Genomic DNA, 20,173 nt, shown 5'->3' with positions numbered 1-20,173 from the left:
GACGAAAACGGTCTTGACGGCCGTTGAGGCGTTGTAAGTGTTGGTGCTCATTGCTGTACGGCCTCCTGGTAGAGCTCGGTAAGTGGAATTTGCAGAGGTCCGAACGAACGGACCGTTCCCGCTGCCATTGCGCTGTGCAGTAGCTTCTGGTCGGTGTCGGCTGGGGCGTCGGAATCGAGGTGAACGACGGTGGAGCCGTGGGCCTCGCGCTCCACGCTTGTTACGCCTTCGACAGAGGTCGCCCAATCCTGGGACGCGCTATCGAGCTTGACGACGAAAGCCCGTGGACCACGTGCTCGGAGCTCATCAACGGTGCCTTCCACGAGCATGCGGTCGTCGCGGATGATGCCGACGCGGTCACACATACGCTCAACGAGATCGAGCTGGTGGGAAGAGAACACAATCGGGGTGCCTCGGTCGGCGTACTCCTTGAGTACGGAGCTCATCACCTTGACCGCAACTGGGTCGAGGCCGGAGAAGGGCTCGTCGAGGACGAGTACCTCCGGGTCGTGGACGAGGGAGGCGGCCAGCTGCACTCGCTGCTGATTTCCGAGCGAGAGCGTGTCGACCTTGTCGTTGGCGCGCTCAGTGAGACCGAGGCGCGCCAACAAGTTGTCGGCGTTGGACTCCGCGCGCTTGGTGGGCACACCGTGCAAGCGAGCAAAGTAGATCAGCTGCTTGCGGACTTCAGCCTTCGGGTAGAGACCGCGTTCTTCTGGCATGTAGCCAATCGTGCGGCGCAGCGAGTCATTCATCGGGGTATTGCCGATGCGCACTTCGCCTTTATCGGTGGCCAGCACGCCGAGGGCAATGCGCATGGTGGTGGTCTTGCCGGCACCGTTAGAGCCGACGAAGCCGTAGATTTCTCCAGGGTGAACTTGGAAGCTCATGCCACGGAGAACCTGCAGGTCTCCGTAGGACTTCTCAAGCCCGTCAATAATGAGGCTGTTCATGGTGATCCTTAGATTGAGGAGTGAAGGGCAGAGGAGGGATGTGAGTTTTTTGAGCCAGTGCTAGTCGTCCCGCAGGTTCCAGGCATAGACGACGGTGGGAAGCGAGGAAATGTAAAGGAAAGCGATAATTCCGAAGATTCCGAAGCTGTACGGAATGTAGTGTCCCCAGTCAGGCTGCGCGTTCAGAACATAGGTGCCCACCAGAACTAGAGCGAGGAAGGACACTAGGCCGAAGTAGATGAAGCAGCGGTATGTCAGTCCGCGCAGGTTCAAAATTTGTTCTTGCTGGTACTCGTCCAGCAGTGAGGTGGGTGCACTGTCGACCATGTCGACTGTGATGTTGAGGCTGGTCCAGACGACAATCACAATGAGGGAAATCACTGGCCAGAGCAGAGAAAGCCAGCCCGGGAAAATATCGGTCAGAGTGCCGAGAAGCGCGATGCCACTAATCAGCATCAGCACAAGGCACACCTCGAATGCGATGACCAGCTTCCGCCGCGCCGCCTGGTTGCGCCAATTAGTCAGCCAGCCTGACATCTGCTCGACGCGCTTTGTGTATTTTGCTTCTCGCCGGACTTCTAGCTTCTCAAAAAAGCTCGGTGTTGCGTTTTCAGTCCGAATAGTTGGCATCGTCAGCTTTCCTTTCGGTAGAGGGCAGAGGACATGGGCTTGAATTCCTCGCGAGAAAACACTGCTTCCACGGGGAGATCGAACACTGCGCAAATGCGGAATGCCAGATCCAAGCTGGGGTAGTGGTCACCTCGCTCCAACGCGCCAATCGTTTGAGGATTGACCTCTACTTGTTTGGCTAGTTCGGCTCGGCTGAGTCCGTGTTCTGCCCGCAGCACTGAGATTCTGTTGAATATCGGTTCTTTGGGTCTAATTTTTGGGGACACATTCCAAAGTATTGTATAAACACAACGCTCCGTCAACTGTTTGCAACAAAATGAATGGCAATCACTTTTTTAAATCGCAGGTCAGCGGGGCAGAAAAAATCTAAAAAATTTTCAGCCCGTACACTTCCGTACACTCGGTTGGCATGACCGCACCCAATCTGAAGTACGATGCAGCGACAACCGGAATTGTCAACGTGGAAATGGTTGATGGTAACGCCATCCCGATTCTGGGGTTTGGTACCTACAAGCTCGACGATGAGCAAGCGCGTGAATCCGTGCGCTATGCTCTGGAGCTCGGATACCGTCACATCGACACCGCATCGCTCTATGGCAATGAGCGTGGAGTTGGGCAGGGAATTGCTGATGCGGTCGCTGCGAACGTCGTAAAGCGTGAAGATATCTTCGTGACCACGAAGGTCTGGAACGATGCGCAGGAGACGGCGGCGACGCGCGAATCCGTGCAGGCATCTTTGGAGCGGCTCGGCCTTGACTATGTTGACCTGGTGCTTGTGCACTGGCCGGTGGCGAAGCAGGGGACGTTTGGGCAGTGCTTCGACACGCTGCTAGAGCTCAAGCGAGAGGGGCTGATTCGCTCGGTTGGTGTGGCGAACTTCTACCCAGAGGTCCTCGACCAGCTCTCCGAGGTTCCGGTGGTCAACCAAATTGAGCTGCATCCGCAGTTCCCGCAGGATGAGCAGATCGCAGACGATCGCCGTCGTGGCATCGTTACGCAGGCGTGGTCGCCACTGGGGCGCGCGAAGTACTTTGAAGGTTCGCCGATTGCTGAAATCGCAGACCGCCTGGGTAAAACTCCCGCCCAAGTTGCTATCCGCTGGCACCTCCAGCGTGGCATCGTGGCCATCCCGAAGTCGGGTACGCCGTCGCGCATCAAGGAGAACTTTCAGGTCTCCGACTTTGAGCTGACCGACGAGGACATGGAGACGATTGCGTCGATGGCGCGTGCCGACGGGCGCCTGAGCGGCGACCCGCGGGTATTCGGCAATGAATAAGCGAATTTAGAGTTGCTTATAGCCCCATCACTATTGGTGTTTCGCGGGTAGCCTAAATGCTATGACGAACCCAGCATCTGAAATCCGCGTCGAAGCCAACGGCGCGATTGTCACTATCACCATTGACCGAGATCATAAGCGCAACTCCCTGACTGCCGACGTGTGTCGTGAGATTGCCGATGCGGTGGAAGCTGCCGCTGAGGTTCCAGAGCAGCGCGTTATCCTGCTGCGCGGCGAAGGTCGTGCCTTCTGTGCGGGTGCTGACCTGAGCGGCCAGCATCACGACGATTCCTTCCATGAGCAGCTGCGTCGAATGCTGCGCACAATCGAGGCCAGCCGTCTGGTGGTTATTGCGGATGTGCAGGGACCGGCCGTCGGCGCTGGCATGCAGCTGGCGATGGCAGCTGATTTACGCGTCGTTGGCGATCGCGGTTGGTTTATGATTCCGCCGGTCAAGCTCGGTATCGCTGTCGATGCCTGGACTATTCGCCGCGTACGTGTACTCGTCGGCGGTGCCCGTGCCCGCACTATTTTGTTGGCGGCCGAGCGCATGGATCAGGAAGCCGCCCGCGGTTGCGGTCTGGCTTCCTACCTCGGTGGTCCGGACACGGCGGAGGAGGTAGCGCTCCGTATCGCCACCTACGCGCCACTGTCACTGGCCTACCACAAGGCAGTGCTCAACGACGATGAGACACATAGCCCGTTGAAGGACTACCAGCAGGAGCTCTACGACACAGTTTGGGCTTCCGAGGATGCTGCGGAGGCATCGAAGGCGCGAGCTGAAAAGCGCGAACCGAATTTCATTGGCAAATAGGTCGAATAGGTTCAGCAACTAGGCGAATAGGGTAGGCAGTCATGGGCTCGTGGAAAACTCCCGACAGCGGTCTTACTCAACAGCAGGTCCAGCAACGCATCGAGTTGGGGCACGTCAACGAGCTGCCACCAACATCCGGGCGCAGTGTGTGGGACATCATCCGTGCCAATGTGTTTACCCGGATTAACGGTATTCTCGCTGTGTTATTTGCAGTCGTGCTCTATACCGGCTCAATCGTCAACGGTGCCTTTGGTCTGCTGATTATCGCCAATTCTATCGTCGGCATCATCCAAGAACTGCGTGCTAAGCGCACACTGGACAAGCTCTCCATTGTCGGACGTGCAAAGCCCATGGTCATTCGCGACGGAGAGCCGGCTCGCGAGATCGACCGCGAGTCCGTCGTCCTCGACGATCTCATCGAGGTCGGCCCCGGCGACCAAATCGTCGTTGACGGTATTCTCCGCTACGCCTCTGACGTGGCCGTCGATGAATCCTCTCTCACCGGTGAATCCGATGCCGTCGATAAGAGCGTTGGGGACATGGTCTACTCGGGTTCCTCGGTCGTGGTGGGGTCAGCGCGATATCAGGCCACCAAAGTGGGCAAGGAGGCTTACGCCGCCAAGCTCGCAGCTGAGGCCAACAAGTTCACGCTTGCTGATTCCCAGCTCTTCCGCGGCATCAACAAGATTCTGACCTACATTTCCTGGATTCTCATTCCCGTCGGCGCTCTGGCAATCTATACGCAGCTCTTTGTCGCCGGCGATGATCTCAATGATGCGCTACTGGGGATGGTCGCCACGCTGGTGCCCATGGTTCCTGAGGGGCTTGTTCTCATGACCACCATCGCATTTGCCCTCGGCGTGGTGCGCTTGGGGCGACATCGAGTGCTGGTTAATGAGTTGCCCGCCATCGAAGGTCTCGCGCGCGTTGACACCGTGTGCGTCGACAAAACCGGCACACTCACCGAAAACGCGATGCAGCTGGTGGAAGTCGATATCGTATCGGGTGACGGTACTTCCCGCGATGAGCTCGACTCTGTGCTCATCAATCTTTGCAAGCTCGACGATCGCCCCAACGCAACGGCTCGCGCACTGCTCAATGGGCTTGCGGACGCAGGGGACGTCGTAAAGCATGAGCAGACCGAAACCCGCCCCTTCACTTCAGCGAATAAGTGGTCGGCGCTGACGTATCACGGCGGTGCGACGTGGGTTTTCGGCGCGCCCGATGTGCTTGTCGACGACTCCGCGGTCGGCATGCAGAAAGCTCGGCAGCTTATGGAGGAAGGACTTCGTGTGCTCCTGCTCGCGCGGACCTCAGTTGGGGCAGATGGCCTGCCCGGCGGTGCGCTGCGGAAGAGTGGCGAGGTGGAGTTGGAGCCGGTCGCACTTGTCGTGCTAGGGCAGAAGGTGCGTTCAGATGCGGCGGACACGGTGGCCTACTTCTATGAAGAAGGTGTCGAGGTCAAGGTCATTTCTGGTGACAATGACCGCTCCGTGGGGGCTGTTGCACGTGAGCTGGAAATGCAGGGGGCTAACAACCCTGTCGATGCTTCTGAGCTTCCGGCGAGCCGCGATGATGGTAGCGAAGCCAAGCCCACCGAGATCCGCAACGAGTTTGCAGACATTGTGGAGTCGCGGCAGATCTTCGGCCGTGTCACGGCGGAGAACAAGCGCGATATGGTCCATGCGCTGCAGTCGCGCGGACATCATGTGGCGATGACCGGTGATGGCGTCAATGATGTGCTGGCACTGAAAGCGGCAAATCTGGGCGTGGCCATGGGTGATGGGGCGCCGGCAACACGTTCGGTTGCGCAGTTGGTGCTGTTGGATAATCGCTTCGCCGTGATGCCGATGATTGTGGCCGAGGGCCGTCGCGTCATTGGCAATATCGAGCGCGTGGCCAACCTCTTTTTGACGAAGACCATCTACTCGGTGGTATTGGCGCTGGCTGTGGGGCTGTGGGGGATGGATTACCCCTTCGAGCCAATCCACGTAACTATTACGGGCTGGTTCACGATTGGAATCCCGGCCTTCGTTCTGTCGTTGGCTCCTAACTGGGAGCGTGCGCGCGATGGTTTTGTGCGGCGCGTGTTGCGTCTAGCGATACCGGCCGGCATTACGGTAGGCCTGTTGACCTTCATATTTTGGCTGTGGGCAAACCCGGGAGTCGACGCCAGCGATGTGGCACGAGGGGAGGCATCGACTGCGACACTCATCGTGCTGATCGTTTCAGCATTTTGGGTTTTTGGTGGTCGTGGCTAGGCCATACACTTGGTGGAAGGTGTTGTTGCTGGCGGTGTCGGCAGGTGCGTACCTGTTCATCTTCTCGGTTCGATCAGTGGCTTCGGTGCTTAATCTGTACTGGGTGGGGCAGGAGCTGTTGATTCCCGCGCTGATTGTAGGCGCCATCGGTGCGGCCATTATCGAGGCGCTGTGGTGGTGGCGTCATAGTAGGCCATTGCCGGAAGAAGTGGAGAATACGAGCACAACAGCGTAAATGGGGGTAGTAAAAGGTCTCCTCAAGTATGCAGGTAATGGCGTTTTTGGGGGTGCCTTAAGGCTCGCTGAGAAGTAGTTAGTCGCATTTAACTTCTTTGCTAACTGTGTTCCAGGTAACTTTGTTTCAACACCTAATGAAAAGTGTGGTGCATGGCACACCAGTAGGGTGGCTGTGCTGAACCTCATTACGAACACCTGCATAACTTCCTGGAAAGGATTAGCCCGTGTCCGCAACTCCCATGCCGGCAGGCCGGCATAAGCCACAGGCGGCTGAGTACCGCTACGTGCAAAACTCAGCGCAGTTCCAAGAGCTCCGCTCTACATTCCGTTCATTCGCCATCCCGATGACCGTTGCAGGTCTGGTGTGGTACATCGCATTCGTTCTGTTTGCGACGTTTGCGCCGGACCTCATGGCAACTCCCGTACTGGGCAACATCAACCTGGGCATTGTCCTTGGTCTGCTCCAGTTCGTGACCACCTTCGCCATCACTTGGGTGTACATCAACTTCGCCAACAAGAAGCTTGAGCCGATGCAGGCAGAGCTGCGCGAGGCACTGGAAAGCGGAGAAATCGCTGAAATCGTCGCAAAGAAGGAGGCATAGACATGCTGACCAGTTTCTTTGCTGCAGATGACACTGCAGCAGCAGGTAACCCGATTCTCAACATCGCGGTCTTCGTCGCCTTCATTGTTGCGACCATGTTCATCGTTACTCGCGTGGGCAAGGGCGGAAACAAGGGAGCATCGGACTTCTACACCGGTGGTGCACAGTTCTCCGGTACCCAAAACGGTCTTGCCATCGCAGGTGACTACCTCTCGGCGGCTTCCTTCCTCGGTATCGTCGGCGCCATTGCGCTGACTGGTTACGACGGATTCCTTTACTCCATCGGCTTCTTCGTAGCCTGGCTGGTTGCGCTGCTGTTGGTTGCAGAGCCACTGCGTAACGTCGGTAAGTTCACCATGGCCGACGTGCTGTCCTTCCGTCTTAAGCAGCGTCCGGTCCGTACCGCAGCTGCTATCTCCACTCTCGCAGTGACCCTGTTCTACCTCATCGCGCAGATGGCCGGTGCAGGTTCCCTGGTCGCCGTGCTGCTCAACATTCACGACTCCACTCAGCAGTCCATCGTTGTCGCAGTCGTCGGCATCATCATGGTTGCCTACGTTCTCATCGGTGGCATGAAGGGCACCACTTACGTGCAGATGATTAAGGCCGTCCTGCTGGTCGGTGCTGTCATCATCATGACCCTGATCATTCTGGTGGGTGTTAAGGGCAACTTCTCCCAGCTACTGCAGGACGCAGTGGACATGCACGCGAGCTCCGACTCCATCGCCGAAAAGGGCTACGAAGCCTCCGCCATTCTTGAACCGGGTCTGAAGTACGGTGGCTCCTTCGTTCAGCAGCTCGACTTCATCTCTCTGGGCCTGGCGCTGGTGCTCGGTGTCGCTGGTCTGCCACACGTGCTCATGCGCTTCTACACGGTGCCGACCGCAAAGGAAGCTCGTAAGTCCGTGACTTGGGCAATCATCCTCATCGGTGGTTTCTACCTGCTGACCCTGGTGCTCGGCTACGGTGCAGCTGCACTCGTCGGTCCGGACCGCATCATGGCCGCGCCGGGCGGAGCCAACGCTGCCGTTCCGCTGCTGGCCTTCGAAATCGGTGGCTCCATCTTCATGGCAGTGGTCTCCGCAGTGGCGTTCGCTACCGTGCTAGCAGTGGTCGCTGGTCTGGCAATTACCGCTTCCGCTTCTGTTGGTCAGGACCTCTACCAGGCCGTGATCCGCAAGGGACAGGCAACGGAAGCCGAGCAGGTTCGCGTCTCCCGCATCACCGTTATCGTGCTGGGTGTTGTCGCCATTATCCTCGGCATCCTGGCCATGGGGCAGAACGTCGCCTTCCTGGTGTCACTGGCCTTCGCAGTGGCCGCATCCGCAAACGTTCCGACCATCCTGATGTCCCTGTTCTGGAAGCGCTTCAACACCGCAGGCGCAGTTGCCTCCATGTACACCGGTGTCATCGCCTCGCTGGTTCTGATTATCTTCTCCCCGGCAGTTTCTGGCAGCGAGTCCTCGATGATTCCGTCTGTTGACTTCTCCTGGTTCCCGCTGACCTCGCCGGGTCTGCTCGCAATCCCGCTGGCGTTCTTGGCGGGCATCATCGCCACCTTCATGGGTAAGCCGGATAACTTCGATGACCTGGCAGCTGAGATGGAAGTTCGCTCCCTGACCGGTGTCGGTACCGAGGCTGCGGTTGATCACTAATAACTACTGAGTCCTTGGCTGGCAACGCTGCCCGAACAGCTCAGCCAATCTCAATTAACTGAATTGACAAATGCAAAGGCCCCGCTATCGTCACTGGTAGCGGGGCCTTTGTAGTGGGCGCGGGGTCGTCGTCAAGCGTGTGCGAATCAGTGCATGATAGTTAATGGACGGGGCTGTTGCCCTAGCTCCGCAGGGGCTCGCGGAAGCGGGCGCGGAGTCTTAGATATAAGGTGGGAAAGTAACAATCTGGTTTGCCCCACCGCAATAATTGGAGTGTGTATGACTGACAATTCTGGCGCTTCTGAGAACAACAATTCTTTCCGTAGCGCCCTGCATGATGAGCACGTAAGCCTTGGCGCAGAAATGCGCAATGTTGGTGGCTACGAAGTACCGTTCCGCTACTCTTCGGAAATTGCAGAGCACAACGCAGTGCGTGAGGCCGTTGGTGTTTTCGACCTGTCGCTGATGGGTATTATCCGCGTCACTGGTGAGGATGCGGCGGCGTTTCTTGCACACTCCCTGATCTCGGCAATCAAGCCGCTGGCGTTGGGCCGTGCCAAGTACACCATGATTGTGCAGGAAGACGGCGGCATTATTGATGACCTCATCATTTACCGTCTCGGTAGTCACGAATTCATGCTGGTGCAGAATGCCGCAGCCGCTGAAGATGTGTACTCGACGCTGCGCGAACGCGTTGGTGGCTACAACGTCGAGGTTGAGCGCATGAATGATAAGAATGTGCTCCTGGCCATTCAGGGGCCGAAGGCTGCGAAGCTTCTGCGCCGTCTGCTGCCGCAGGATCTGCACGCGACTCTCGATGGCATGAACTACTACTCTTGCACTCTGCTCGAGGTCGCAGGTGTGGAAATGATTGTTGCCCGAACCGGCTACACTGGTGAGGACGGCTTCGAGATCTTCCCGCCGGCTGACCGCGCCGTCGAGGTCTGGCGTGCAATCATTGCAGCAGGTGGCAAGGTGGAAAATCCGGAGGATCCGGCTGACAACGGCGCTGACCTCGGCCTGCTGCCGTGTGGTCTGGCTTGCCGCGACACCCTGCGTCTTGAGGCCGGTATGCCGCTCTATGGTTACGAGCTGACTCGAGACCGTACTCCGCTGGAGGCCGGCCTGAAGTCCATTATGGGGCCGACCAAGGGGCAGTTTATTGGTCGCAATGCACTTATTAATCGTCCGCAGTCGAAGGAGCTGCTCGTTGGTCTGCGTTTCTCCGGTGATGAAGCTCCGAAGCGTGGCACCAAGCTCATTGATGCGGAAGGTAACGAGGTTGGTGTGCTGACTTCCGCCAAGGTGTCGCCGACTTTGGGCCACCCCATCGGTTTTGCATATGTTCAGCGTTGGCAGTCCTCCACTGGCACTGAGCTGACCGTCGAAGGCACCGACATTACCGCCACCGTCGTGCCGACGCCGTTCTACAACCGCCGTCACCGCAAGTAGGGGAGCCCGGGTGCTTCGCCCGGGTGCTCCGCCGCATTGTGGCGGGCTCAGATCTGTTCAGGCTCGTCTCTTCGTATCTGTTGGGTAAATAAAAAAATCCGCTGCAGAATTTTTGCAGCGGATTTTGGTGTTTTAGGGCGAGCTAGCGCACCTCACCTAACTAAGTCCCGAGCCGACGAACCTCGCCGTCCGAGACGAACCTAGCGGAACAGGCCGGTGAGCCCTTGATTATCTTCGCTTGGCTGCTCGTCTTGCTCCGATTCCGATTCCGTCGGCTCGCCGGAGGTAGTCGGAGTCGTTGAAGTATCGGGCGGCGTGGAAGAATCAGAGGTCGTCGAGCTCTCCGTCTCACTAGTCTCCGTTGTGCTCTCGCTCGGAGTCGTCGGCTCAGGTTCCTGAGGCTGTGGCTCAGAGGTCGTCGAAGTAGTGGAGATCCACATTTGCTGCGATGTCGGGTTCGCGGGGGTTTGCTGCAGCACCGTCCACACCTCCTGCTCGCCGACTTGTGCGCATTCAAGATTCTGGCCGTTGGCGCTCATTCGTATTTCGCCGGTCTGGTTCGGGCACAGCTGCCCGATGCGCGGCGTACCGCCTTCTCGAACCTTTGGTCCCGTCGTCGTCGGCGAGCTTGTCGACGACGCCGTAGTAAGCGAGCTTGACGACGAGGTTTGCGTCGCGGCAACCTCCTCGCCTTCGTTGTTGGCGCAGCTGGTGGCCGTGGCTGCGAAGGTGAGGAAGCAGCAGGCCAGCGCCAGGTGCCGGCGGTGATTGCGCCGGCTAGTAGTGAGTTGAGGGTGCTGTACAGCTGACAGCTGAGTTCGCGTATTCACATCCATCTCACTTTCTGGGCTTCTCGGGCCTGCGTTGCGTGGTTTAATTCCCGGCTTTCTGGGTCGGCGTCTCCTGAAAAACCACTGGGGGTGCCAGCTGTAGGTTTACTTGCCGAGTTACTGGCATGGAAGGAGCTGGCATCCAATAGATAGGTTGATTCAACCGGAAACTATACAGTCGACTTTTCGATTTTCCTACTGTAAGTGACAAACCGGAGGTTTCTTCTCGCGCTTCGACGCCCACATTTTTATGCCAGCTGGCGTCTACGAGCTCACCGTGAAAAAGGGGTAATCTGTGTAGCCCTTCTCTCCGCCGGTGTAGAACGTGGACTCGTCCGGTGCCGTCACCGGTAGCCCCTCCTGCCAGCGGCGTACCAAGTCCGGGTTAGAAATGGCCAGCCGACCCACCACGGCGGCGTCCGCCTGTTGAATCAGCCGTTCGGCCGCATCACGGTCGGGCAGCTGGCCGAAGCCGTGGTTGAGGATGACGCGCGTGCGACCGTTCGCGCGGGCACGAGAAATCAGCTCGGTCATCAGATCACCCGCAGGATTTGCGTGCATGAAAGAGACATAGGCAAGGCCGAGGTCCGCGGTGGCATCGAGAAGCCCGCCATAGGTGGCGAGAACGTCGGCCGCATCCACTTCCTCTATACCCTGAATGTTGTTTTGCGGGGAGAGTCGGATAGCTACACGGTCTGCACCGATTTCATCGGCCACCGCGCGTAGAATCTCCTCGATGAGTCGGAACCGCTTCTCCGGTGATCCTCCATAGGAATCCTCACGCAAGTTCGAGTTCGGCGAGAGGAACTGGTGCAGCAGGTAACCATTCGCACCGTGAATCTCCACGCCATCCATTCCCGCGTCGATGGCGTTGCGAGCGGCGTGACGGAACTCGTCAATAATGCTTGGCAGCTCCGTGGTATCGAGGGCTCGTGGAACCGGGCAGTCCTTGCGTGATTCTAAGTCTCGGACCGCGGTGCCCGATGCCACAGCGGAGGGCGCGACCGGCTCCGTGCCCTCCTGCAGGCTGGCGTGAGATAAACGTCCAGCATTCATCACTTGCATGAAGATGTGCCCGCCGGCTTCATGAACGGAGTCGGCGACGCGACGCCATCCGGCTATCTGTTCCGCGGTGTCAATTCCGGGCTGACCGGGGAAAGCGCGGCGGCTTACCTTGGGGAAGACGCCTTCGGTGACAATGAGACCCAGCGAGGAGCGCTGAGTGTAGTAAGTCTCGTGTAATGAGGTGGGAACGCCGTCGCGCCCCGCCCGCGAGCGCGTCAGCGGAGCCATGATTATGCGGTTCGGCAGGGTCAGACGACCCAGTTGGAGGGAATCAAAAAGTGATGACATGTTCGCAATAACGCTGAGGTGTCAACAACTATTCCGCATTTGTATCTTCATCAGTGGATTGGTGGCGTTGACACCGTTACTCTCGCAGTGAGCGACGTACTTAATGAACGCGAACCAGACTCCGTGGTTTCTAGACCTTCCTCTCTCCCCGCTATTTCTACAGAGCTCATAGAAGAGTTAGTATTTCTACGAATCTGCGAGAAAAATAAAGAACCCTCGCGCCCCATAAAAGTAGGTCGCGAGGGGGGGAGCTTTCAGTTAGCTCTCCAACCTCTAGCATTGCCGCCGCTGACAGGGCGGCTTACACTTTTTCCACCGTTTCCTTACACGCCACGTCCACCGTTTCGGAAAACCTGCAACGGAAAGCGCGCCGAGAGTGCACCACGAAACCTAGTGCGGAGTTTCGTGGCGCAGTGCTTTATGTGGCCGGTTTGGGTCCGAGGTGAGACCTTGGTTCGGGGCCAGTGGGCGTCCTATTCGGCTAACTCCGCTTCACCTATCGCATGTCCTCACACCTCGCCATCGTGTCGGTCCAGCACTGCCGAACCTGGAGACGATTCTTGGTGTGGAGCTTGGCAGGCGACAGTACATAAACTGTCGCCGCCGTTATAGTGTCGAGCGAGCTTCTGTATGACTTCGAAGGGTGCTGTTGCAAAGTTGGGTGGAGAACCGCGAACACTCCTTTCTTCGTCGCCTGGCCAGCATTATGGCCCAGCCTGCTTAGACACTCTGGAAGACCCGGTTGACGATCACCGCGTCCGGGTTCGGTTGCCTGTTGGCAAACATCGCGCCTTGCCCTTTCCACAATGAGTGCATCGCCTCCATCCCTTTCAACGTCCGATATACAGATGTCCGGTTCTTAAACGCGCCTTTCGGACCGAGGATCCGCTTCAGCCGACCATGGTCGCCTTCCAGGATGTTGTTGAGGTATTTCACCTGCCGGTGTTCCACTGTTGGCGGGCAGATTCCCTCTGACTTCAACTCGGCGATTGCCCTGGCTAGGGAGGGTGCTTTATCGCCGTTGATCACTTTGGGATACCCGGCTGACGCATTGGATCTGACGGCCTTGGCCAGGAAACACTTCGCTGCGGCCACCTGCCGCCGACCCGGATATAGGCCTCATCCACCCGCCAGGAACTGGCCTGCCAGTCAGGTACCTGCCGGTACCACCGTGTTTGCTTGTCCAGCTCACGGGCGTATTTCTGGACCCAGCGGTAGATCGTGGTGTGATCGACCGGCACGCCCCGCTGAAGTCATCATTTCCTCCAGATCGCGGTAGCTCACCCCGTAGCGGCAGTACCACCCACTGCCCACAGAATGATGTCACGGGGAGAAATGACGACCGGAGAAAATACCCATGGCTGTGATTAATTCACGTCACTCTTCCTACTGCCCCAACTTTGCAACAGCACCCTTCGAAGCCGCTCGCCCTCCCAAGAACAGTTGGTGAGTACTGTCGCGCGCGGGCAAACGTCAGGCCCTGGCCTTTTCTTCCTCGGCCTCAACCTCAGCGTTGAATTCTCGTTTAGAGGACTGCCACTGGTCTTCAGTCATGCCGATACGCCAATAGCCAGAGATTGAAACGTTCTTCTTCGGGACCTCAGATTCAACGAAGAGGAAGCGACGCAGTTCCTTAATCATCTCGGCGACACCGTGGATGAACCAGCTAGTTTTCTTACCCTCTGGAATAACCCCCCCCTCGCGCACCGCGTGGGATAGCTCTGTGCCGTGGGTTGCACCGTCGCGGAGAACCCAATGGATTTCCACGCCTTCTCGGGTTGGTAGCTCAAACTTGCGATCTTCGGCTTCGATTTCGATGTATGCGGTTGCAGTCGTGCCTTCTGGGAGGTGCTTCAGTCCGGCGCTGATAGCTGGTGCTGCGGACTCATCGCCGGCGAGTACAAAGTGTTCATATTCTGCCGCAGGCCCCCACGCGCCACCTGGCCCTAAGAAGCCAAGCTTGTCTCCGACTTCAGCTACCCGTGCCCAAGGCCCAGCCAGGCCGGAATCGCCGTGGGTGACGAAGTCGACATCGAAGTCGCCGGTTTCGGAGTCCAGATTAATCAGAGTGTAGGTGCGGGTAATCGGCAGCTTATTTCGCGGCTGTTCGGCGCGAATTTGCTCAATATCGAAAGGCCAAGAGTAATCAGCGTCTTCTGGCACAAACAGCAACTTGATGTAATGGTCCGTAAACTGCAGCTCCTTGCCCACAAATGCAGGCGAGTTCATGCTCAAACGAACAAGGTCTGGAGAGATCTGGCGACGGCCAGTAACGGTTGCCTCGTGTGCCTTGCGGGGCTTACGCTTCGGTGCTGCTGCTTTAGCTAGGCCAGCCATAGTTGTCACTGTCCTTCAACAAGTCTTGGGCTGTTTTGTACTGGCGGAATCTACACGCCATACGATTAGGTAAGCCTAACACAAGTGTTGCTGGAGGATGTTGGGCGATGTGTTCTCAGGAGAGGGCGCGGGCGTAGTGGTCGGGCGTCAGAAAAACAAAGAACCCTCGCGCCCTATATGTAAAAGGTCGCGAGGGTATTTGTGCCCCAGAGAGTGTCTGGTTCGGTGACATCGTTCCGCATGTCTCATGAGATCGTTCCGGTGCCGAGAACCATCATGTCTCGTCACATCGTTCCGGCGAGAAACGATGTGCCCGGCAACACACCACAGTTGCCCCAAACACGCCGAAACTGATGTCTCGCGACATCGTTCCTCCATGCTGAAACCATGGAGAAACCAGCTCCGAAAATCATCATCGAAACCATGCTCGCCACCGGCATGACCCAAACCGAAGCAGCCCAACACTTCGGAGTGACAACGCGTTGGATCCGAACATTACAAAAGCGCTACACCGAAGGCGGCATCGAGGCACTGACCCCTAAATCAAAACGCCCTCATACAAATCCACGCGCTACCGCCCCGGACGTAGTCGACCGCATCCTCCAATTACGCTACGAACTAACCAACCGCGGCACCGACGCGGGAGCCCACACCATCCGCTGGCACCTCGAGCAAGAAGACACAACCCCACTGCCAGCAACAGCAACGATCCATCGCATCCTCAAAAACAACGGACACATCACACCCCAACCACAAAAACGTCCCCGCAGCTCATGGATACGATTCCAAGCAGACCAACCCAACGAAACATGGCAAATGGACTACAGCGACTGGACCATCGCAGGCCACTAACGCGTCGTCATCCTTACAATCCTCGACGACCACTCACGCTATGTACTTCACTGCCAAGCCTTTAACAGCGCAACCGTTACCCACGTCATCGAAGCCTTCACCTACACAGCCACCATCCACGGTTACCCACAATCAACCCTGACCGACAACGGACGAGCATTCACAACCAGCAACGACCGCACCAACCCAGCACGCAATGGCTTCGAACAACTCCTCCTAGACCTAGGAATTGAACAGAAAAACGGCAAACCCTACCACCCGCAAACCCAAGGGAAAGTTGAACGATTCCACTACACACTCAAACTGGCACTACGTAACAGACCCCAAGCTAGAGACATCGACAACCTCAACGAACAACTCGATGACATCATCGACTACTACAACAACAAACGCCCCCACCGAGCACTCAACCGATGTACCCCTGCGGAGGCTTACAACGCTTTACCCAAAGCGCACCCCCGCCCAGGAAACAAGACTCATGACTACCGCCTGCGCACCGACAAAGTCGCCAAAAACGGCAAAACGACACTGCGGTGGGGCGGACAACTCAGACGCCTCTATATCGGACGCCGATGGGCCGGAGAGCCCATCACCATCATGTGCGTAGACAACACAGCAGACATCAAAATCACCGCCACGGGGCAACACATAGCCCACTACACACTGACCTCAGACAAGATCTACTACAACCAAAAAGACAACGAACTAAACCCCACCCCGGGCAACAAAAATAAAGGAAGCCTCGAGACTTCACATTGTGCCCCAGAGAGGAATCGAACCTCCGACACCGGCTTTAGGAGAGCCGTGCTCTATCCACTGAGCTACTAGGGCAAACATCTTCCGGGGAAGTAGCGGCAAAATTCTATCAACAGCTCCCGGAAAAATTACCTCATAACCTTAACGCATCTGCGAGCTCTAGTGGCAATTGGGTCCTCGGCCTGACATGCAAACATGCAGGAAGCCCCCTATTACCCCCATGCGTTTTTGCGCCCGGCGGTGCCGTTGAAAATCCGGCTAACATGGTTTATAACGAGCGACTTTCTTGCGCTTGCGGTCGCAACAGCGCTACTTATTTTCCGGTCGCTGTTTTGGAGGAGGATGACAATATGATTAAGCCAACTTTCACGGATGTCAACGGTGTCAAGATTAAGTGCTCCATGACCACGGACTCAGACAAGCCGCACCTTCTGGTTTCGCGCATGGAAGATGATGGCTCTTTGACTCCGATTCTGGAGATGAACGTGTACGACTCCAAGTACATGGCCAACGCTTGCGAGATTTACCTGAAGCAGGCCGCTTCGGCTAACCTCCAGGGTTCGATGGCTGGCCTGTCTCCGGATGAGATGGCTGAACAGTTCGGTTACGAGGGAGATCCGACCAATCACTAGTCGAAACGACGTCGCCCGCACTCAGGCTGAGAGCCCTGTATACAGCGGGTATGTCGATGTAGACGTCATCGGAATCGGCGCCGGTAGTCCGAGCCACATTTCGCTCGAGGCTATCGGCGCTCTTGCTGATGTCGACGTAGTTTTTGCTCTCGACAAGGGCGATGCCAAAGCGGACTTGTTGGCTGCGCGACAGGCGATCGTCGATAAGCATGCGCCGCATGTCGAACTCGTTGCCGTTCCCGACCCGCCACGTGACCGCACGCCCGATAACTACGGCGCAGTCGTCCGTGACTGGCATCAGCGCCGTGCAGAGCTGCTTGCCGACGCCTTCGTCGCTCACCTCGGACGAGAGGGCAAGCGCCGCGGTGCGTTCTTGGTCTGGGGGGACCCCTCCTTGTACGACTCAACGTTGCGGATTTTGCAGCGCGTCCGCGACCTTGGAGTGGACGTGCGCTCGCGAGTTATCCCCAGTGTGACAGCGATTTCCGCGCTGACCGCAGCGCATGGAGAGTGCCTGAACCAGATTGGTAAGCCGGTGTTGATTACCACTGGTCGGCGCCTGGGGGAGCGCACGCCTGGTACGGATGCGGTGGTAATGCTCGATGGTGGGGCAGCCTGGCTCGAGCACGCGGACCCGGAGGAAGAGATTCTCTGGGGTGCATTCCTGGGAACGGAGCTGGAGACGCTCCGCCGTGGTCGTGTTGGCGATGTCGGCGAAGAGATTGCGGAGCTGAAAAAGGAGCTACGTGCGGAGCACGGTTGGATTATGGATATCTACCTGCTGCGCTCCGGCGCCTAGGACTGAGCAGTCGCAGCCGCGCTAGTTCGGCTAGCTGACTTTCTTACCCAAGAAGCCCTCTGCCCATCGGTGGAGGGCTTTTCGGCGGCTTCGACGCCGTCGGCGACGGCTACCTTGGTGAGGACCTGATCGTCGTTAGGCAACACGCGTGTGGGGTCGCCTGCAGGGCGAACGGTGATGCTGACATGGTCGGCGTCGATGACCTCGACCGTCGCTAATGCGAGCATCTCGACGTTCGTCTGCTCGGCAACTGCAAAGCGGTAGGCGGTGTCGTTTTCCCACTCGGTGGTGGAGTTGCGAAGGAACTCGGCGACGGAGTCAGGGGCTAATTCTGTAAGTAATTGGGTTGCGACCGGGGCGTCATCGACGCGGGAATCGTGGCGCAGGGGGCGGCAGTAGAAGCGGCCGGCATTTACTTCCATGGGTTCCATACCGTCCACTCTAGACGTCCTGAACAGTGTTTAAGGGCGTCGGGGGAGGGGCTGAAAAGAATCGAGCGGGGCTGGCTGCGAATCCCATCGCAACCAGCCCCGCTTAGAGCTTTAGAACTACTTCAGTTCCATCAGGACATCGCCCTTGCCGACACCCGAGCCAGCCTCGGTAGCCAGACCAGTGACAACGCCGTCCTTGTGAGCCTTGACTGGGTTTTCCATCTTCATGGCCTCAAGGACAACCACGGTGTCACCCTCGGAGACTTCCTGGCCCTCTTCGACGTTGACCTTAATGACGGTGCCCTGCATCGGAGCAACCACAGCGTCACCGGAAGCAGCCTTCTTGGAACCGCCAGCGCGCTTCTTCTTGCTCTTCTTCTTGGCACCAGCGTTGCCGCCACCCAGGGCCAGGTCGCCTGGCAGGGCTACCTCGACGCGGCGGCCGTCAATCTCGACAACAACCTTCTGAGCCGGGACGGTGTCGGTGTCAGCGTCAGAGTCACCGTCGTACGGAGCGATTGGGTTGTCCCATTCCTCTTCAATCCACTTGGTGTAGACGTCGAACTTCTCGCCGTCGCCGACGAAGGCTGGGTTTTCAACAATGTGGCGGTGGAATGGAATTACCGTTGCCAGACCCTCAACCTGGTACTCGGACAGGGCGCGAGCGGAGCGGCGCAGAGCCTCTTCACGGTTCTCGCCCCAGACGATCAGCTTGGCCAGCATGGAGTCGAACTGGCCGCCGATGACATCGCCCTCCTTGATGCCGGTGTCCATGCGGACACCCGGGCCGGACGGTTCGATGTACTTGGTGATGGTGCCCGGAGCCGGCATGAAGTTGCTGCCGGCGTCCTCGCCATTGATGCGGAACTCGAAAGCGTGACCGTGCATCTCCGGGTCTTCCTTGATGGACAGTTCCTTGCCTTCGGCAATGCGGAACTGCTCACGGACCAGATCGAGGCCGGTAATTTCCTCGGTGACCGGGTGCTCCACCTGCAGGCGGGTGTTGACCTCGAGGAAGTTGATCAGGCCATCAGCGCCGACCAGGTACTCAACGGTGCCAGCACCGTAGTAGCCAGCCTCGCGGCAGATGTCCTTAGCGGACTGGCGCAGGCGCTCATCCTGCTCCGGGGTCAGGAACGGAGCAGGTGCTTCCTCGACGAGCTTCTGGAAACGACGCTGTAGAGAGCAGTCACGGGTGGAGGCGACAACGACGTTGCCGTGCTTATCAGCGAGAACCTGGCACTCGACGTGGCGTGCCTTGTCCAGGTAGCGCTCTACGAAGCACTCACCGCGACCGAAGGCGGCAACGGCCTCGCGAGTAGCGGACTCGTAGAGGTCAGCGACCTCTTCCATCTCGTGTGCGACCTTCATGCCGCGGCCACCGCCACCGAAAGCAGCCTTAATGGCGATTGGTAGACCGTGCTCCTTAGCGAACGCGACGACCTCGTCTGCATCCTTAACCGGTTCCTTGGTGCCTGGAGCCATCGGAGCGTCAGCCTTCAGCGCAATGTGGCGAGCGGTGACCTTGTCGCCCAGGGCGCGGATGGACTCTGGCGACGGGCCGATCCAGATCAGGCCAGCGTTCTCAACAGCCTCAGCAAAGTCGCCGTTCTCCGACAGGAAGCCGTAGCCCGGGTGGATGGCATTAGCGCCGGACTTCTTTGCGGCATCCAGAATCTTATCGAAGACTAGGTAAGACTCAGCGGAAGTGGTGCCACCGAGAGCAAAAGCCTCATCCGCCATAGTTACGAATGGAGCGTCCGCATCCGGCTCAGCGTAAACGGCGACGGAAGGAATGCCTGCGTCCTTCGCAGCGCGAATAACGCGAACGGCAATCTCGCCACGGTTGGCGACGAGAACCTTCGTGATTTTTTCAGTGGTCTGCTCGGACACGAAATCCTCCATTTTTCGTGGGCACCCCGAGAATTGGCCCTCGGGGCAAGGTTGCGACAGTCATTTGTAGGAATCACAAGCAGCACTGCAGTTAACTGAGCGGTGAACCGCAATGCGGTTAACCACGCGGTAGCTAACAGCGTGTGACCCAATGCCTCCATTGTGTCACAGGTGCGGTAAGCAACCTCTTTTTGCTCGCTACATAAGGGGGTAGGGATTGTGACCTTGAGCAGCGTTCAAGTGGGTGTGGGGGCAGCTGAAGTGGCTATTTTCCGCCCAAAAATCTAAGTTTGCGGCTAAAATTACCACCTAAGAGTGCAACTGCCGCCCCCTTGATTGGGGGCGGCAGGGGGAATTAATTCTCCGCTGTAGTGCCAGTCGCTGACGCCGGGAAAACGGTGGGGAGAAGT

The 20,173-nt window shown here is 57.8% G+C and carries 15 protein-coding genes, 1 tRNA gene and 3 pseudogenes; 9 read left to right on the top strand and 10 right to left on the bottom strand.

Translation table 11 applies throughout. The features are described 5' to 3' along the window. Positions 1 to 47: 47 nt before the first annotated feature. Genes HMPREF3011_RS03765 through HMPREF3011_RS03755 form a run of 3 tightly spaced genes read right to left on the bottom strand, consistent with a single transcriptional unit; the run spans position 48 to position 1,849 of the window. Positions 48 to 953, bottom strand: coding sequence for an ABC transporter ATP-binding protein (locus HMPREF3011_RS03765; RefSeq protein WP_070841159.1), 906 nt, complete (start codon positions 951 to 953; stop codon positions 48 to 50). A 60-nt stretch (positions 954 to 1,013) separates the two neighbouring features. Then, the gene (locus tag HMPREF3011_RS03760; protein ID WP_070841158.1) at positions 1,014 to 1,583 is read right to left on the bottom strand and encodes a hypothetical protein; all 570 of its coding nucleotides are present in this window, start codon (positions 1,581 to 1,583) and stop codon (positions 1,014 to 1,016) included. Positions 1,584 to 1,585: 2 nt separating this feature from the next. Continuing rightward, positions 1,586 to 1,849: a helix-turn-helix transcriptional regulator gene (locus HMPREF3011_RS03755; protein WP_038626393.1), complete on the bottom strand. Its 264-nt coding sequence runs from the start codon at positions 1,847 to 1,849 to the stop codon at positions 1,586 to 1,588. 143 nt (positions 1,850 to 1,992) lie between these two features. Here HMPREF3011_RS03755 and HMPREF3011_RS03750 point away from each other — a divergent pair, with 143 nt between their 5' ends. The 6 genes and pseudogenes from HMPREF3011_RS03750 (at position 1,993) to gcvT (ending at position 9,880) form a co-directional block, all read left to right on the top strand. After that, positions 1,993 to 2,859: an aldo/keto reductase gene (locus HMPREF3011_RS03750; RefSeq protein ID WP_070841157.1), complete on the top strand. Its 867-nt coding sequence runs from the start codon at positions 1,993 to 1,995 to the stop codon at positions 2,857 to 2,859. A gap of 61 nt (positions 2,860 to 2,920) precedes the next feature. Beyond that, a complete protein-coding gene (locus tag HMPREF3011_RS03745) occupies positions 2,921 to 3,673 on the top strand; it encodes an enoyl-CoA hydratase (protein ID WP_070841156.1) in 753 nt (250 codons plus the stop codon). Between the two features lie 41 nt (positions 3,674 to 3,714). After that, positions 3,715 to 6,169, top strand: a pseudogene (locus HMPREF3011_RS03740) (HAD-IC family P-type ATPase). A gap of 226 nt (positions 6,170 to 6,395) precedes the next feature. Continuing rightward, a complete protein-coding gene (locus HMPREF3011_RS03735; RefSeq protein WP_070628817.1) occupies positions 6,396 to 6,773 on the top strand; it encodes a DUF485 domain-containing protein in 378 nt (125 codons plus the stop codon). 2 nt (positions 6,774 to 6,775) lie between these two features. Beyond that, on the top strand, positions 6,776 to 8,428 hold the full coding sequence (locus HMPREF3011_RS03730; RefSeq protein ID WP_070841155.1) for a solute symporter family protein: 1,653 nt from the start codon (positions 6,776 to 6,778) through the stop codon (positions 8,426 to 8,428). A 279-nt stretch (positions 8,429 to 8,707) separates the two neighbouring features. Then, entirely contained in the window at positions 8,708 to 9,880 is a 1,173-nt protein-coding gene (gcvT, locus tag HMPREF3011_RS03725) for a glycine cleavage system aminomethyltransferase GcvT (protein ID WP_070628819.1), read from the top strand. A gap of 200 nt (positions 9,881 to 10,080) precedes the next feature. Here the strand turns inward: gcvT and HMPREF3011_RS03720 are convergent, their stop codons facing one another. From HMPREF3011_RS03720 to HMPREF3011_RS03705, 4 genes and pseudogenes are all read right to left on the bottom strand, one after another. Continuing rightward, entirely contained in the window at positions 10,081 to 10,716 is a 636-nt protein-coding gene (locus tag HMPREF3011_RS03720) for a hypothetical protein (RefSeq protein WP_016423295.1), read from the bottom strand. Positions 10,717 to 10,974: 258 nt separating this feature from the next. Then, a complete protein-coding gene (locus tag HMPREF3011_RS03715; protein WP_083327062.1) occupies positions 10,975 to 12,063 on the bottom strand; it encodes an alkene reductase in 1,089 nt (362 codons plus the stop codon). A 720-nt stretch (positions 12,064 to 12,783) separates the two neighbouring features. Further along, positions 12,784 to 13,422, bottom strand: a pseudogene (locus HMPREF3011_RS10950) (IS6 family transposase). Between the two features lie 114 nt (positions 13,423 to 13,536). Further along, complete coding sequence (locus tag HMPREF3011_RS03705) at positions 13,537 to 14,400, bottom strand: siderophore-interacting protein (protein WP_070841153.1); 864 nt, start codon at positions 14,398 to 14,400, stop codon at positions 13,537 to 13,539. 387 nt (positions 14,401 to 14,787) lie between these two features. Between HMPREF3011_RS03705 and HMPREF3011_RS10945 the strand changes: the two are divergent. Next, positions 14,788 to 15,993, top strand: a pseudogene (locus tag HMPREF3011_RS10945) (IS481 family transposase); the annotation flags it as partial. Between the two features lie 17 nt (positions 15,994 to 16,010). Here HMPREF3011_RS10945 and HMPREF3011_RS03695 read toward each other — a convergent pair. Further along, a tRNA-Arg gene (locus HMPREF3011_RS03695) sits at positions 16,011 to 16,083 on the bottom strand. Positions 16,084 to 16,358: 275 nt separating this feature from the next. On the opposite strand from HMPREF3011_RS03695, the gene HMPREF3011_RS03690 reads away from it, so the two are divergent. Both HMPREF3011_RS03690 and cobF read left to right on the top strand, forming a co-directional pair. Continuing rightward, the gene (locus tag HMPREF3011_RS03690) at positions 16,359 to 16,640 is read left to right on the top strand and encodes a cg0963 family protein (RefSeq protein ID WP_016423292.1); all 282 of its coding nucleotides are present in this window, start codon (positions 16,359 to 16,361) and stop codon (positions 16,638 to 16,640) included. Beyond that, positions 16,591 to 17,439, top strand: a complete 849-nt coding sequence (gene cobF, locus HMPREF3011_RS03685; protein WP_070841151.1) for a precorrin-6A synthase (deacetylating) — start codon at positions 16,591 to 16,593, stop codon at positions 17,437 to 17,439. Before HMPREF3011_RS03690 ends, cobF begins: the two co-directional genes overlap by 50 nt. On the opposite strand, the gene HMPREF3011_RS03680 is transcribed toward cobF, so the two are convergent. After that, positions 17,436 to 17,870 carry a hypothetical protein gene (locus tag HMPREF3011_RS03680; RefSeq protein WP_246821403.1) on the bottom strand — a complete coding sequence of 145 codons (435 nt, stop codon included), beginning with the start codon at positions 17,868 to 17,870 and terminating at the stop codon, positions 17,436 to 17,438. The two genes, cobF and HMPREF3011_RS03680, sit on opposite strands and share 4 nt — an antisense overlap. Positions 17,871 to 17,987: 117 nt before the next feature. Continuing rightward, entirely contained in the window at positions 17,988 to 19,775 is a 1,788-nt protein-coding gene (locus HMPREF3011_RS03675; protein ID WP_049171331.1) for an acetyl/propionyl/methylcrotonyl-CoA carboxylase subunit alpha, read from the bottom strand. Positions 19,776 to 20,173: the final 398 nt, after the last annotated feature.

The sequence above is a fragment of the Corynebacterium sp. HMSC074C04 genome (assembly GCF_001838295.1).
Lineage (GTDB): Bacteria > Actinomycetota > Actinomycetes > Mycobacteriales > Mycobacteriaceae > Corynebacterium > Corynebacterium amycolatum.
The sequence above is the reverse complement of the archived record's forward strand: the minus strand, read 5'-3'. Positions and strand labels throughout refer to the sequence as shown.